Source organism: Streptomyces sp. ATexAB-D23, from assembly GCF_000373645.1.
Taxonomy (GTDB): Bacteria; Actinomycetota; Actinomycetes; order Streptomycetales; family Streptomycetaceae; genus Streptomyces; species Streptomyces castrisilvae.
Window position 1 is genome coordinate 199,365 of record NZ_KB892057.1, and the last position, 15,194, is coordinate 214,558.

Consider the following 15,194-nt stretch of genomic DNA (forward strand, 5'->3'; position numbering starts at 1 on the left):
ATCACGCCCTGTCCGCGACGCGTTCGCCGAGCAGGCCTTGTGGCCGCAGCAGCAGGACGACGATGAGGAGGACGAAGGCCCACACGTCCTTCCAGGCGCCGCCGCCGAAGAGGTCCATGCCGGGGACGTCGCTCATGTAACCGGTGGCGAGGGATTCGGCGACGCCGAGTACGACGCCGCCGAGCATGGCGCCGTAGATGTTGCCGATGCCGCCGAGTACGGCCGCGGTGAAGGCCTTGAGGCCCATGAGGAAGCCCATTTTGAAGCCGATCTGGCCGTTCTTGAGCCCGTAGGCGACGGCGGCGACGGCGGCGAACGCGGCACCGATGGCGAAGGCCATGACGATGATGCGGTCGGTGTTGATGCCCATGAGCTTGGCGGTGTCGGGGTCCTGCGAGGTGGCCTGCATGCCGCGGCCGGCGCGGGTCTTGGAGACGAAGAGGCCGAGGGCGATCATGCAGACGGGGGCGGAGATGAGGACGAAGAGGTCACCGCGCTGGACGTGGGCGCCGAAGATGTCGAAGGCCTCGCCCTTGAACTGGGGGAAGGGGCGGTCCTTGGTGGCGTTGGGGTACCACTTCCAGATGGCCTGCTGGAGCGCGAGGGAGAGCCCGATCGCGGTGATCAGCGGGGCGAGCCGGGGGGCGTTGCGCAGCGGCCGGTAGGCGAAGCGTTCGGCGGCGACGCTGACGGCGACGGAGCATATGACGCCGCCGATGATCATGAGGGGGACGATTGCGAGGAGGTTGGAGCCGGCCGGCATCCAGAGGTACACGGTGAGAGCTCCGAAGCCTCCGATCATGAAGATCTCGCCGTGGGCGAAGTTGATGAGCTGGATGATTCCGTAGACCATCGTGTAGCCGATCGCGATGAGTCCGTACATCGCGCCGAGGATGAGTCCATTGGCCAGCTGTTGCGGCAGTTCGTGCACCGCAGGGCCTCCGTGGAGTGGTTCGGATATGGCACCGCGCGGGAGTGCTGGTAGCGCTCCCGCGCGGTCTGGGGTCAGTCGGGCGTGACCGGGAGCTTGTTACGGCTTGTAGGCCTCGCTGAGCTTGGAGACCCACTTGCCGCCGTCGACCTGGTAGGCGGTCATCATGGTGTTGGTGGTGTCGCCGTACTCGTCGAACGAGACGGGGCCGGTGACGCCGTCGAACTTGACCTTGCTCATGGCGTCGAGGACCTTGGCGCGGGCGTCGTCGGGGAGCTTGCCGTCGTTCTCGGAGACGGCGAGCTTGACGGCCTCGATGATCGACCAGGTGGCGTCGTAGGTGCCGCCCCCGTAGGCCTCGTAGGCGTCCTTGTAGCCGGCCGTCTTGTAGTCCTCGATGAACTTCTTGGCGGAGTCGAGTTCCTCGACGGGCTTGCCGACGGAGGTGGCGATGTCGCCCTGGGCCTTCTTGTTGAGCTTGATGAAGTCGGCGCTGTACATGCCGTCGCCGCCCATGAGGGGGATCTGGACGCTGTCCTTGAGCTGCTGGCTCAGGGGCGCGCCGGCGGGGTACTCGCCGCCGTAGTAGACGGCCTTGGCGCCGGACTTCTTGACCTTGGTGACGACGGCGTTGAAGTCGCGGTCCTCGGGGTTGACGTGGTCGGAGCCGGCGATCTTGCCGCCGAGGTCGGTGAAGGTGGCCTTGAAGGAGGCCGCGAGACCGGCGCCGTAGGGCTTCTGGTCGTCGATGAGGTAGACCTGCTTGATCTTCGCGTCGTTGTACAGGTACTTCGCTGCGAAGGCGCCCTGGATCTGGTCCGTGGTGGCGGTGCGGAAGTAGGTCTTGAAGGGGCGCTTCTTGTCGCCGGTCTTCCAGTCGTTGCCCTGGGTCAGCTCGGTGCCCGTGTTGGCGGGGGAGACCTGGGTGAGGCCCGCGTCGTTGAGCGGCTTCTGCATCGACTGGGAGACGCCGGAGTTCAGCGGGCCGACGACGCCGACGACCTTCTTGTTGTCGATGAACTTCGTGGCGTTCTGCTGGCCGACGGAGGGCTGGGCCTGGTCGTCGAGCGGCTGGATCTCGAAGGTGATGCCCGGGACGGTCTTCTCCTTGTTCGCCGTTTTGGCGGCGAGGTCGGCGGAGTTCTTGATGCCGAGGCCGAGGGCGGAGAGGTCGCCGGTGAGGGGTGCGTCGAGACCGATGACGACGGTCTGGTTGCCGCTGCCGCTGTTGCCGTCGCTCTTGTTGTCGTCGTCGCGCGACCCGCAGGCGGTGAGCGTCAGTGCACCTGTGGTGAGCACTGTGGTGAGGATGAGCAAAGAACGGTGTCGCACGAAAGGTCCTTTCCCTGGCGCGGCCTCCTCTGCTTGAGGTGCCGTGTCGTTCGCCGGGCCGTACTGGGTTGGTACAGGGCCGTGCTGCAGACGCGCCCGGCGGCGCGGTGACTGGCGGTGACTCTAAGGGCAGTGGTGGGGGTCGGGGATGGTGGTGGCTCAGGATGTGACTGTCTTGTTATGCCCTTGAGCAAGGCTTGAGGTGGCTGTGCGGACATGTACGGCTTTTTACCGGATCGTAAAGTGACCGCATTCTGAGAACGCCCAGCTCTGCTAAGGGGCTTGGAGTGATCTTGCTGCTGTCGCCCGATGAGGGTTGCGCGGGGGTGCGTGTGGGCAGGCCGCAGGGCCCGGCGGCGGCGGGGGCCGGGCTGGTGGCGTCGCGGCGGGGTTCCTCACCTCGGCCGTTGGTTACGCAGCGTTACTTCGGTGGGGGTGCGGCGACGCGGTGTGGCGGGCCGGGTGTGGGAGCCGAGTGGGCCATGGAACGAGGTGCGGGGTCAAGGGGGTTGACGTGGTGTGCCCGACAAGTGCCTTATCCGCGGCGCTGGTTGTGCCCGGAAATGGCCCTGCCCGGCCGCTTTGGGGTGCGGCCGGGCAGGGGTGCGGTGACGCGTGTCGCCGCGGGTCAGGAGGGAGTGGGGGCGGGGGTGTCGCGCAGGAGGCAGGTGAGGCGGGCGGTGCAGACGCGCTTGTCGTGCTCGTCGGTGATGGCGATCTCGTACGTGGCGGTGGTGCGGCCGCGGTGTACGGGGGTGGCGACCCCGGTGACGAGGCCGCTTCGTACCCCTCGGTGATGGGTGCAGTTCAGGTCGACGCCGACGGCGAGCTTGGAGGGGCCGCCGTGGAGCATGGAGCCGACGGAGCCGAGGGTCTCGGCGAGGACGGCGGAGGCGCCGCCGTGCAGCAGGCCGTAGGGCTGGGTGTTGCCCTCGACGGGCATGGTGCCCACGACGCGCTCCGCGGAGGCCTCGGTGATCCGGACGCCCATGCGCTCGCCGAGGTGGCCGGCGGAGAACAGGGCGGGCAGGTCGACGCCGAGCGCGGCGTACTCGTCGATGATCTCCTGGGGGAACGTGGGTGCGGTGTGCTCGCCCATGGGGCCGCCTTCCGTCTGGTGCGTGTCTGTGTGCGTCGTTCTTATCAGACGGCTGAGCGGGCGCTTAGGCCCTGCCCGGCGGGGGCTCCCGCGCGGCTCAGCCCGCAGGCTCGAAGCGCACCACGACGGACTTGCTGGCGGGGGTGTTGCTGGTGTCGGCGGTGGAGTCGAGGGGGACCAGCACGTTGGTCTCGGGGTAGTAGGCGGCGGCGCAGCCCCGGGCGGTGGGGTAGTGGACGACGCGGAAGCCGGGGGCGCGGCGTTCGACGCCGTCCTTCCACTCGCTGACGAGGTCGGTGTAGGCGCCGTCGGCGAGTCCGAGGGCGGCGCCGTCGTCGGGGTGTACGAGGACGACGCGGCGGCCGCCCTTGATGCCGCGGTAGCGGTCGTCGAGGCCGTAGACGGTGGTGTTGTACTGGTCGTGGGAGCGCAGGGTCTGGAGCAGCAGCCGGCCCTCGGGGAGTTCGGGGAACTCGACGGGGGCGGCGGTGAAGTTGGCCTTCCCGGTGGCGGTGGGGAAGCGGCGGGAGTCGCGGGGGGCGTGCGGGAGGGTGAAGCCGCCGGGGTGGGCGATGCGCGCGTTGAAGTTCTCGAAGCCGGGCACGACGCGGGAGATGCGGTCGCGGATCGTCGCGTAGTCCTTCTCGAACTCCTCCCAGGGCGTCGCGGATCCGGGGCCGAGCACGGCGCGGGCGAGGCGGGCGACGATGGCGGGTTCGGAGAGCAGGTGGGGGCTCGCGGGGGTGAGGTTGCCGCGCGAGGCGTGGACCTTGCTCATGGAGTCCTCGACGGTGACGAACTGCTTGCCGCCCGCCTGGACGTCCTTGTCGGTGCGGCCGAGGGTGGGCAGGATCAGCGCCCGGGTGCCGGTGACGGCGTGGGAGCGGTTGAGCTTGGTGGAGACGTGGACGGTGAGGCGGGCGTTTCGCATCGCGGCCTCGGTGACGGCGGTGTCGGGGGTGGCGGCGACGAAGTTGCCGCCCATGGCGAAGAAGACCTTGGCGTCGCCGTCGCGCAGGGCCCGGATCGCGCGGACCACGTCGTAGCCGTGGTGGCGCGGTGAGGTGATCGCGAACTCCTTGTCGAGGGCGTCGAGGAAGGCGGGCGAGGGCCGTTCGAAGATGCCCATGGTGCGGTCGCCCTGGACGTTGGAGTGGCCGCGGACGGGGCAGACGCCGGCGCCGGGGCGGCCGATGTTGCCGCGCAGCAGGAGGAAGTTGACGATCTCGCGGATGGTCGGCACGGAGTGCTTGTGCTGGGTGAGGCCCATGGCCCAGCACACGACGGTGCGCCGCGAGGCGAGGATCAGGTCGAGTGCCTGTTCGATGGCGGCGCGGTCGAGTCCGGTCGCGGCGAGCGTGGTGTCCCAGTCGGCTTCGGCCGCGGTGGCGGCGAACTCCTCGTAGCCGTGGGTGTGTTCGGCGACGAACGCCTCGTCGACGGCGCCCTCGGTCTGAAGGATCAGCCTGTTCAGGAGCCGGAAGAGCGCCTGGTCGCCGCCGATGCGGATCTGGAGGAAGAGGTCGTTCAGCGCGGCGCCCCTGACCAGGCCGAGGGGGGTCTGCGGGTTCTTGAACCGTTCGAGGCCGGCCTCGGGCAGCGGGTTCACCGAGATGATCTTCGCCCCGGCGGCCTTGGCCTTCTCCAGGGCGGAGAGCATCCGGGGGTGGTTGGTGCCGGGGTTCTGCCCGGCGATGATGATCAGGTCGGAGTGGTGGAGGTCTTCGAGGGACACGGAGCCCTTGCCGACGCCGATCGTCTCGGTGAGCGCGGAGCCGGAGGACTCGTGGCACATGTTGGAGCAGTCGGGCAGGTTGTTGGTGCCGAATTCACGGGCGAACAGCTGGAGCAGGAACGCGGCCTCGTTGCTGGTGCGCCCGGAGGTGTAGAACAGCGCCTCGTCGGGTGAGCCGAGCGCGCCCAGTTCCTCGGCGATGATCCCGAAGGCGCGCTCCCAGGTCACGGCCTCGTAGCGGTCGGCGCCCTCGGGCAGGTACATGGGCTGGGTGATGCGTCCCTGCTGGCCGAGCCAGTAGCCGCTGCGGCCGGCGAGGTCGGCGACGGGGTGGGCGGCGAAGAAGTCCGGGGTGACCCGGCGCAGTGTCGCCTCCTCGGCGACGGCCTTGGCGCCGTTCTCGCAGAATTCCGCGGTGTGCCGCTTGTCGCCCTCGGGCCAGGCGCAGCCGGGGCAGTCGAAGCCGTCCTTCTGGTTGACCTTGAGGAGGGTCTGCGCGGTGCGGCGCAGCCCCATCTGCTGCTGGGCGATGCGCAGGCTCCGGGCGACGGCGGGCAGCCCGGCGGCGGCGTGCTTGGCCGGTTCGACCTGCGGGGCGTCCTGGACGGGGTCTCCTGCGGGCGGCTTGCTGGCCATGGTGCTCCCCTTCGGTCCTGCTGGGTGTCTCCTTGCCTTCGATCCTGGCACGCGGGGCGGGCGGGGCGCCCGGTGAGGCGTCGCGGGCGGTGGCCGGTCCGGATTGTCAGTGGTACGTGGCAGGATCGGGGTGTGGCTGAGACGGCATCGAAGAAGACGGCAGACAACCGACCGCGCCTGCTCCTGATGGACGGGCACTCCCTGGCGTACCGGGCGTTCTTTGCGCTGCCCGCGGAGAATTTCACGACGGGGGCGGGCCAGCCGACCAACGCGGTGTACGGCTTCATGTCGATGCTCGCGAACACGTTGCGTGACGAGGCGCCCACGCATTTCGCGGTGGCGTTCGACGTGTCCCGCAAGACGTGGCGGGCGGCGGAGTTCCCGGAGTACAAGGCGAACCGGTCGAAGACCCCCGACGAGTTCAAGGGGCAGGTCGAGCTGATCGGGGAGCTGCTCGACGCGATGCACGCGGACCGTTTCGCGGTCGAGGGCTTCGAGGCGGACGATGTCATCGCCACGCTGGCCACGCAGGCGGAGGCGGCCGGCTTCGAGGTGCTGATCGTCACCGGTGACCGCGATTCGTTCCAGCTGATCACGGACAACGTGACGGTGCTCTACCCGACCAAGGGCGTCTCCGAGCTGACCCGGTTCACACCGGAGAAGGTCGTCGAGAAGTACGGCCTCACCCCCCGGCAGTATCCGGACTTCGCGGCGCTGCGCGGTGACCCGTCGGACAACCTTCCGGGCATCCCCGGGGTCGGTGAGAAGACGGCCGCCAAGTGGATCAACCAGTTCGGTTCGTTCGACGAGCTGGTGGAGCGGGCCGATGAGGTCAAGGGCAAGGCGGGCCAGAATTTCCGCGACCACCTGGACGCGGTGAAGATGAACCGCGTGCTGACCGAGATGGTCCGGGACGTGGAGCTGCCGAAGACCCCGGCCGACCTGGAGCGCGCCCCCTACGACCGCACGGCGGTCACCGGCGTCCTGGACGTGCTGGAGATCCGCAACCCGAGCCTGCGCGAGCGGCTGCTCGCGGTGGACCCGGGCGCGGCCGAGGACGAGGCCCCGGCGCCCGCCGCGGGCGTCGCGCTGGACGGTGCGGTGCTCGGCGCGGGCGAGCTCGCCCCGTGGCTGGAGGCGCACGGCGCGCAGCCGCTCGGCGTCGCCACGGTGGACACCTGGGCGCTGGGCATCGGCACGGTCACGGAGATCGCGCTCGCCGCGGCGGACGGGGCGGCGGCCTGGTTCGACCCGGCGCTGCTCGACGAGCCCGACGAGCAGGCGTTCGCGGCCTGGATCGCGGATCCGGCCCGCCCCAAGGTCATGCACAACGCCAAGAGCGCGATGCGGGTCTTCCCGGAGCACGGCTGGCGGATCGAGGGCGTCTCGATGGACACCGCGCTCGCCGCCTACCTCGTCAAGCCCGGCCGGCGTTCCTTCGCGCTGGACGCCCTGGCCGTGGAGTACCTGGGCCGGGAGCTGGCCCCCGCCGCCGCCGCCGCGGACGGGCAGCTGGCCTTCGGAGCCGAGGACCAGGCCGAGGCCGATGCCCTGATGGCGCAGGCCCGCGCCGTCCTGGACCTGGGCGACGCGTTCACGGAGCGGCTGAAGGAGGTCGGCGCGGCCGAGCTGCTGCACGACATGGAGCTGCCGACGTCGATCCTGCTGGCCCGCCTGGAGCGGCACGGCATCGCGGCGGACCGGGCGCACCTGGAGGGCATGGAGCAGCAGTTCGCCGGGGCCGTCCAGCAGGCGGTGAAGGAGGCGCACGCGGCGGTGGGCCGGGAGTTCAACCTCGGCTCGCCCAAGCAGCTCCAGGAGGTCCTGTTCGGTGAGCTGGGCCTGCCGAAGACGAAGAAGACCAAGACCGGTTACACGACGGACGCGGACGCGCTGGCCTGGCTGGCCGCCCAGACCGAGCACGAGCTGCCCGTCCTCATGCTGCGCCACCGCGAGCAGGCGAAGCTGCGGGTCACCGTCGAGGGCCTGGTGAAGTCGATCGCCGCGGACGGCCGCATCCACACCACGTTCAACCAGACCGTGGCGGCGACCGGCCGGCTCTCGTCCACCGACCCCAACCTGCAGAACATCCCCGTCCGCACGGACGAGGGCCGGGCGATCCGCCGGGGCTTCGTCGTCGGTGAGGGTTTCGAGACGCTGATGACGGCGGACTACAGCCAGATCGAACTGCGGGTGATGGCCCACCTCTCCGAGGACGCGGGCCTGATCGAGGCGTTCACCTCCGGCGAGGACCTGCACACCACGGTCGCCTCGCAGGTCTTCGGCGTCGAGAAGTCGGCGGTCGACCCGGAGATGCGCCGCAAGATCAAGGCCATGAGCTACGGGCTCGCGTACGGCCTCTCCGCGTTCGGCCTCTCCCAGCAGCTGAACATCGAGGCGGGTGAGGCCCGGGGCCTGATGGACACCTACTTCGAGCGGTTCGGCGGCGTCCGCGACTACCTGCGCCGGGTGGTGGAGGAGGCCAGGGCCACCGGATACACCGAGACGGTCTTCGGCCGCCGCCGCTATCTGCCGGACCTGAACAGCGACAACCGCCAGCGCCGCGAGACCGCCGAGCGGATGGCGCTCAACGCCCCGATCCAGGGCACCGCCGCCGACATCGTCAAGGTCGCCATGCTGCATGTCGACCGGGCGCTGACCGGGGCGGAGCTGAAGTCGCGGATGCTGCTCCAGGTGCACGACGAAATCGTGCTGGAGATCGCCGCGGGCGAGCGGGAGCAGGTCGAGCGGATCCTGCGCCACGAGATGTCCACGGCGGTGCGCCTGCGGGCCCCGCTGGACGTGTCGGTAGGCGTCGGCGGCGACTGGGAGTCAGCGGCGCACTGACCGCGATGTGCCGGGGCCCGCTGAGGCCCCGGCACCGGCCCCGGGCCGCTTCGGTGGCGGGCCGGGGCGGCGGTGGGCGAGCCGGATCGCCGCCCCGTACAGCAGGAGCCCGGCCGCGAGACCGGCGCCCGCGCCGAAGCAGGCCGTCGGAATGATGTCCAGCGGGGTGTCGATGTGCCCGAAGTAGGCGTACCAGCGGGCGCACCGGTGGACGATGCCCAGCAGGACGCACAGCCCGATGCCGGTGAGTGCCCAGCGCCGGGTCCGCCGGTCCAGGACCGGCACGGAGGCGGGCACCGGCCGCTCCCCGGTCCGCCGCAGCGCCGACACCGTGAACCAGGCGAGGACCAGCAGGGCGGGCGCCGACGTGCCGTACTGGACGAGGGTGAAGACGGGGAGCCCGCCGACGCTGCCGTCGAGCCCCGGCACCAGCCGTACGCCCCAGCGGTCGTGATGGGTGAAGGCGTCCCAGACGACGTGCGTGGCCGAGCCGATGACCGCCGACACGGCGAACCACGCCGCGCCCCGCGGATGAAGTACGCCGCGCCCGGCGCCCGTTGCGGAGCGGGGCCCGCCCAGACACGCGTACACCCGCCCCCGCGCGCGTTCCGGCAGCAGGGCCACCAGGGGTTCGCGCAGCAGCAGCCACACGGCGACCGCGAGCCCGGTGATCAGGACGTCCACCGTGACGACGCCCCACGCCGCGTGGGTGACCGCCCCGAACTCCATCGCGCCCGGGATCGCCGTGTCCGCGAAGTACGTCAGATCGGGGGCGAACGAACCGGCGACCAGGGCCGAGGCGACGAGCGGGCCGCGGCCCGTACCGTCGCGCCGGATTCCCGGCAGTACGGCGGCGGCATGGCTGAGAGTGAAGGGCATGCGGGCAGTATGCGTGCACCGGGGGGACAGAGAAGGGTGGCCGATCGGGACTGAGCGGCCGTCATCCGCCCGCCCTCCCGTGGACATCATGTGTGCGGGAAGGTGAGAAAGCGGTAAGAACCGGTCCGTCCGCTGTGTGCGGGCGAGATGAGTTGCCGTAGGGTCGCCTGAGTCCAGGCGCAGGGGAGCGCCGACAGCGACGACGGGGAGGGCCCACACGTCATGGCAGCGCAATTCGGTCGCCGACTGTACAGAGGGGCGGCCACCACCGCCGTGGCAGCCGCCGCGGTGGCGGCACTCTCCGCCTCGCAGGCCCCGGGATCTCCGCTGGTCGCGGCGGACGGCGAGCAGCCGGCCGCCGGGGCGACGACGCCCGGCGCGGGGAGCGGGGACGGCAGCGTCTCCGGCGACTCGCCGTACTACACGGACCTGCCGCCGCTGAACACCCCGGAGAGGACGGACACTTCCGCCAATCTGCCGGTGACCGGCAGTGCGGAGTCGGGGATACCGGCCTCCGTCCTGGCGGCCTACAAGAAGGCCGAGCGGACCGTCGCGGGCACTGACGCGGCCTGCCGGCTGCCGTGGCAGCTGCTCGCCGCGATCGGCAAGGTCGAGTCCGGGCAGGCCCGGGGCGGCAAGGTCGACGCGCAGGGCACCACGCTCACGCCGATCCTCGGTCCCGCCCTCAACGGCCAGGGCTTCGCCCTGATCAAGGACACCGACAACGGCGCCTACGACGGGGACCGGGAGCACGACCGGGCGGTCGGCCCGATGCAGTTCATCCCGTCCACGTGGGAGGTCTGGGGCCAGGACGGCAACGGCGACGGCCGCAAGGACCCGAACAACATCTACGACGCGGCGCTCGCCGCAGGACGCTACCTCTGCGCCGGCTCCCGCGACCTGTCGACCGCCACGGACCTGGACCGGGCGGTCCTGAGCTACAACCACTCGGACGAGTACCTGCGTACGGTCCGCTCCTGGTTCGAGTACTACAAGCGGGGCACGCACGAGGTCCCCGACGGCACCGGCGTCCTGCCGTCCGGCCCCACGAGCCGCGACCCGGGCTCCGGGAGCAGCCATGTGGGCGGCGGCCCCTCGAAGTCGCCGTCCCCGACGCCCTCTCCGAAGCCGGGCGGCTCCACCAAGCCGCAGACCCCCTCGGAGCCGAGCCCCGAGCCGTCGGCGCCGGGCGACCTCGGCAAGCCCACGTCGCCCACCCCGACACCGGCCCCCACCCCGTCCGAGACCGTGACCGGGCTGCGGAACGCCGGTACCGGCGCGCTCACCGCCACGGCGGGCGACCCGTTCGCCGAGCGGATCAAGGTGCGGGCGCACAACGGCCTCGGCGGCGCGGTCGCCAAGACGTCGGTGACCTTCAAGGTCACCGGCGACACCGACGCCACGTTCGCCGGCGGCGGGAAGACGGCGACCGTCGTCACCGGGACCGACGGCACCGCCACCGCCCCCGTGCTCGAAGCGGGCGAGAAGACCGGCGGGTTCACCGTGCTCGCCACCGCCACGGGCACCTCGCTGGCGCCCGTCACGTACACGGCGACCGTCACCGCCCGCCAGGCGGACGCCCTCGCCAGGACCGGCACCGAGGAGCTGACCGCCCTCGCCGGCGAGACGTTCGGGGACATCACGGTCACCGCCGCCTACAAGGGCGAGGCGGCCGACCGGGTCGCCGTCACCGCCACCATGATCACCGGCGGGCCGCTGCCGGTCGAGAACGACAAGGGTCCCTACCTCACCGACGACAACGGCGACCCCGTCCGCAGCATCGTCCTGACCACGGGCGCCGACGGGAAGCTGACCCTCCCGAAGGTCTACGCCGACGGCCCGGCGGGCACGTACGAGCTGCGCCTCACCACCGAGGGCGGCGCCGAGCTCGTCATCGAGCTGACCGTCGAGGAGCGCACGGCCTCCGCCGCCTCCTGACCCGTCCGCTCCGAACAGCCCCTCGGCCGCCACCCGGCCGGGGGGCTGTTCGACGTGTTCTCATCTCGCGCCCCGGTTGCTACGGTGCCCCAGCCCTGACGACCCATCAGCTCACCGGGAGGCCGAGCATGCGCGCCCTCGTCGCCGCCGCCATCGGACTGGCCGCCGCCCTCGCCCTCGTCCTCACCGTCAGCGCGGTGGGGGCCCCGCCGGGCGAGACGTCCCCCAAGCCCCTGCTGACCACCGTCCCGGGCCCCAAGAAGTAGCCGTCCGCGCCACGCACCGCCGAGGGAGGACACCCCATGCGCCGTCGAGCAGGCCTCGTACTCCTGGCCTTCGCCGTCTTCTTCGCCGCGCTGTCACCGCTGCTGCGCTGGTACGCCTTCCCGAGGCTCGCGAAGATCCCGCCCAGCCAGTACCAGGAGACCGTGCTGGAGGCGAAGCCCGCCACCCTGCTCGACTACAGCACGCTCACCGCCAAGAAGGTCGACAAGATCACCATCGTGCAGACGCTCAAGGGCAACGTCGAGGAGTCCGAGCGGATCGAACGCACCGCGGGCCGCGACGTCGTCGTCTGGGACGCGCTCTCCTACGTCCAGGGCCCCGACGGCAAGATGGTCTCCAAGATCCCCGAGCGCTACATCTTCGACGCCCACAGCCAGGACCCCGTCCACGCCACCGGCGAAATGGTCGACGGCGACCCGGTCACCCGCGACGGCATCGAGTTCAAGTGGCCCTTCCTCACCGAGAAGCGCGACTACCAGTACTTCGACGCGCAGACCCGCACCAGCTCACCCATCCACTACCGGGGCACCCGCACCTTCCATGGGCTGGAGGTCTACTACTTCGAGCAGACCGTCCCGTGGACCGAGGTCCCCATGCCCAAGACCATGCCCATCAAGGGCATCACCCCGCAGCAGATCGCCAGGACCGGCATGACCCGCTGGTACACCACCAAGCGGATGTTCTGGGTCGACCCCGTCACCGGGGCACCCGTCAACGGCGAGGAGATCCACCGCGAGGAGATGCGCAACGCCAAGGCCATGGGCATGCCCCAGGACACCGTCACGGTGTTCGCCGGACACGTGAAGATGCGCGAGGACTACGTCGACTCGATCGTCGACCTGGTCAAGTCCCAGCGGCTGCTGGTCCTGCTGCTGACCTCGTACCTGCCGTGGGGCTTCCTCGCCCTGGCCGCCGTGCTCCTGGCGCTCGCACTGTGGCTGGAGGCCCGCTCCCGGCGCCCGGTACCGGCACAGGCGCCTCCTACTCCCGCCTGAGCCGCGCCTTGGTGAACCGGGTCGCCTCCACCGTGGTGGGGTCCTCGGGCCACGGATGCCTCGGATACCGGCCGCGCAGCTCCGCCCGCACCGCCCGGTAGCCCTCGCGCCAGAACGACGCCAGGTCCGCCGTCACCGCGGCGGGCCGTCCGGCCGGGGAGAGCAGATGCACCAGGACCGGTACGCCGGCCACCCTCGGGGTCTCCTGGAGACCGAACAGCTCCTGGAGCTTCACCGCCAGCACCGGCTGGTTGCCGCCGTACTCCACCCTGATCCGCGAACCGCTCGGCACCTCGATCCGCTCCGGCGCCAGCTCGTCCAGCCGCACCGCCTCACCCGTCGACCACGGCAGCAGCCTGCGCAGCGCCTGACCCGCGTCGATCCCGGCCAGGTCCGCCCGGCGCGCGGCCCGCGACAGCTCCGGCTCCAGCCACTGCTCCGGGCGCTCCAGCAGCGCCTCGTCCGACACGTCCGGCCAGGGCTCGCCCAGCTCCCGGTGGAGGAACGCCAGCCGCTCCCGCAGCTGCCCCGCGTCCCGGCTCCAGCGCAGCAGACCGGGCCCCTCCCGCCGCAGCCCCTCCACCAGGGCCTCGCGGACCAGCGCCGGACCGGGCCGCTTCAGCGGGCGCGCCGACAGTTCGACCGCTCCCAGGCGCTCCACCCGGCGGGCCACCACGTCCCGGCCGTCCCAGCGGACCTCCTCGCCCGCGAACCGCAGATGCCCGGCCGCCAGGCGCGCGGTGTCCTCGTCGATGACGGCCGCGAGGCGCACCCGGGCCGACGCCGCGTGCGCCGGCCGGTCCGCGACCGCGACGGCCAGCCAGGACGCGCTCCGCAGCCGTGAGCCCTCGCCCAGCTCCGCGCCCGTGCCCGACGCCATCAGGAACGCCCCGTCGCCCCGTGCCCGCGCCACCCGCTCCGGGAACGCCAGGGCCGCCACCAGGCCCACCGCCGCATCGTCGGTACCCGGCCCGCCCGGCCCGCCGCCGTCGCCCTTGACCGAGGACGACAGACGCCGCACCTCCTGGCGCCAGCGCGCCGCGTAACCGTCCTGGCCCCGGCGCGCGGTGCGCAGCGCGGCCGCCAGATCGTCCCCGTACGCCCGCGGCGGCTCCTCGCTGAGCAGCGCCACCACCTCGGCGGCCCGGCGCCCCCCGGTTTCGGCCGCCCCGTCCAGCAGCGCGCGGGCCAGCCGGGGGTGCAGCCCGAGGCGGGACATGCGCACCCCCCGCTCGGTGACCCGCCCGTCCGGGCCCACCGCGCCGACCGCGGCCAGCACCTCGCGCGCGGCGGCCATCGCCCCGTCCGGCGGCGCGTCCAGCAGCGCCAGCCCCGAGGCGTCCGGGTCGCCCCAGCAGGCCGCCTGGAGGGCGAACGCGGCAAGGTCGGCCACCTTGATCTCCGGGGACGGGAACCGGGCGAGCCGTCCGTCCTCCGCCTGCTCCCAGCACCGGTAGACCGTCCCGGGCGCCTCGCGTCCCGCCCGGCCCGCGCGCTGGCGGCCCGCAGCCTGCGAGGCCCGTACCGTCGTCAGAGCGCTCAGGCCCCGGGCGTGGTCGGTGCGCGGCTCCCTGGCCAGCCCGGAGTCGACCACCGTCCGCACCCCCGGCACGGTCAGCGACGACTCCGCGACCGAGGTCGCCAGCACGACCCGCCGCCCTCCGGACGGTCCGGCCAGCACGGCGTCCTGCACCGCCGCCGGGGCCCGCCCGTGCACCTGGAGCACCTCGGCCCCCACCCCGGACAGCTGACCGGCCACCCGGCCGATCTCGCCGACCCCCGGCAGGAAGCACAGCACGTCCCCTTCGCGCTCGGCCAGGGCCCGCCGCACCACGGAGGCGACGTGGCTCAGCAGCGCCGGATCGACCCTCATCCCGTGCGGCGGCCGCACCGGCGCCGCCGGCGGGGCCCACACCACCTCCACCGGGTGCGACACACCCCGCGCCTCGACCACCGGGGCGTCGCCCAGCAGCCGCGCCCAGCCCTGCGCGTCCGTCGTCGCCGACGCGGCCACCAGCCGCAGATCGGGGCGGATCGCCTCGCGCACGTCCAGCAGGAACGCGGCCACCGTGTCCGCGTCGAGATGGCGCTCGTGGCACTCGTCGATGATCACCGCGTCCACGCCCGCCAGCTCCTGGTCGCGTTGCAGCCGCTGGAGCAGGACCCCGGTGGTGACGACCTCCACGACGGTGCCGGGGCCCACCACCCGCTCGCCGCGCACGGTGAAGCCGACCCGCTCACCTGCCCGCTCGCCCAGCAGCCAGGCCATGCGCCGGGCCGCCGCGCGGGCGGCGATCCGGCGCGGTTCGGCGACCACGACCCGGCGCACCGGACCGTCCCCGGTCAGCCCGGCCAGGACGAGCGGGACGAGCGTGGTCTTGCCGGTGCCCGGGGGTGCGCACAGCACCGCGACCCCGCGGTCGTCGAGCAAGCGCCGCAGCGCGGGCACGGCGGAGCGGACGGGCAGCAGGTCGAGGGCGTCGGTGCGGATCACGCCCCCAGTCTCGTACGGCCGGC

General features: G+C 72.1%; 10 protein-coding genes. 4 read left to right on the plus strand and 6 right to left on the minus strand.

Features of this window, described 5'->3' with window-relative positions; translation table 11 throughout:
* Position 1 precedes the first annotated feature (1 nt).
* From B082_RS0130680 to B082_RS0130695, 4 genes are all read right to left on the minus strand, one after another.
* Positions 2-931: a branched-chain amino acid ABC transporter permease gene (locus tag B082_RS0130680; protein ID WP_018555623.1), complete on the minus strand. Its 930-nt coding sequence runs from the start codon at positions 929-931 to the stop codon at positions 2-4.
* Positions 932-1,030: 99 nt separating this feature from the next.
* On the minus strand, positions 1,031-2,248 hold the full coding sequence (locus tag B082_RS0130685) for a branched-chain amino acid ABC transporter substrate-binding protein (RefSeq protein WP_018555624.1): 1,218 nt from the start codon (positions 2,246-2,248) through the stop codon (positions 1,031-1,033).
* Between the two features lie 643 nt (positions 2,249-2,891).
* Entirely contained in the window at positions 2,892-3,362 is a 471-nt protein-coding gene (locus tag B082_RS0130690) for a PaaI family thioesterase (RefSeq protein ID WP_018555625.1), read from the minus strand.
* Between the two features lie 97 nt (positions 3,363-3,459).
* Positions 3,460-5,733: an FdhF/YdeP family oxidoreductase gene (locus tag B082_RS0130695; protein ID WP_018555626.1), complete on the minus strand. Its 2,274-nt coding sequence runs from the start codon at positions 5,731-5,733 to the stop codon at positions 3,460-3,462.
* Between the two features lie 132 nt (positions 5,734-5,865).
* Here B082_RS0130695 and polA point away from each other — a divergent pair, with 132 nt between their 5' ends.
* Complete coding sequence (polA, locus tag B082_RS0130700) at positions 5,866-8,580, plus strand: DNA polymerase I (protein WP_018555627.1); 2,715 nt, start codon at positions 5,866-5,868, stop codon at positions 8,578-8,580.
* Here polA and B082_RS0130705 read toward each other — a convergent pair.
* Positions 8,566-9,459 carry a DUF4184 family protein gene (locus tag B082_RS0130705; protein WP_018555628.1) on the minus strand — a complete coding sequence of 298 codons (894 nt, stop codon included), beginning with the start codon at positions 9,457-9,459 and terminating at the stop codon, positions 8,566-8,568. The genes polA and B082_RS0130705 overlap by 15 nt on opposite strands.
* A 222-nt stretch (positions 9,460-9,681) precedes the next feature.
* Here B082_RS0130705 and B082_RS0130710 point away from each other — a divergent pair, with 222 nt between their 5' ends.
* The 3 genes from B082_RS0130710 to B082_RS0130720 all read left to right on the plus strand — a co-directional run bounded on the left by B082_RS0130710 (position 9,682) and on the right by B082_RS0130720 (position 12,677).
* A complete protein-coding gene (locus B082_RS0130710) occupies positions 9,682-11,397 on the plus strand; it encodes a lytic transglycosylase domain-containing protein (RefSeq protein ID WP_026250357.1) in 1,716 nt (571 codons plus the stop codon).
* Positions 11,398-11,525: 128 nt separating this feature from the next.
* Positions 11,526-11,663, plus strand: coding sequence for an SPW_0924 family protein (locus tag B082_RS39075; RefSeq protein ID WP_018555630.1), 138 nt, complete (start codon positions 11,526-11,528; stop codon positions 11,661-11,663).
* Positions 11,664-11,699: 36 nt separating this feature from the next.
* Positions 11,700-12,677, plus strand: a complete 978-nt coding sequence (locus tag B082_RS0130720; protein WP_018555631.1) for a DUF3068 domain-containing protein — start codon at positions 11,700-11,702, stop codon at positions 12,675-12,677.
* Here the strand turns inward: B082_RS0130720 and hrpB are convergent.
* Positions 12,664-15,171 carry an ATP-dependent helicase HrpB gene (gene hrpB / locus B082_RS0130725; RefSeq protein WP_018555632.1) on the minus strand — a complete coding sequence of 836 codons (2,508 nt, stop codon included), beginning with the start codon at positions 15,169-15,171 and terminating at the stop codon, positions 12,664-12,666. The two genes, B082_RS0130720 and hrpB, sit on opposite strands and share 14 nt — an antisense overlap.
* Positions 15,172-15,194 lie beyond the last annotated feature (23 nt).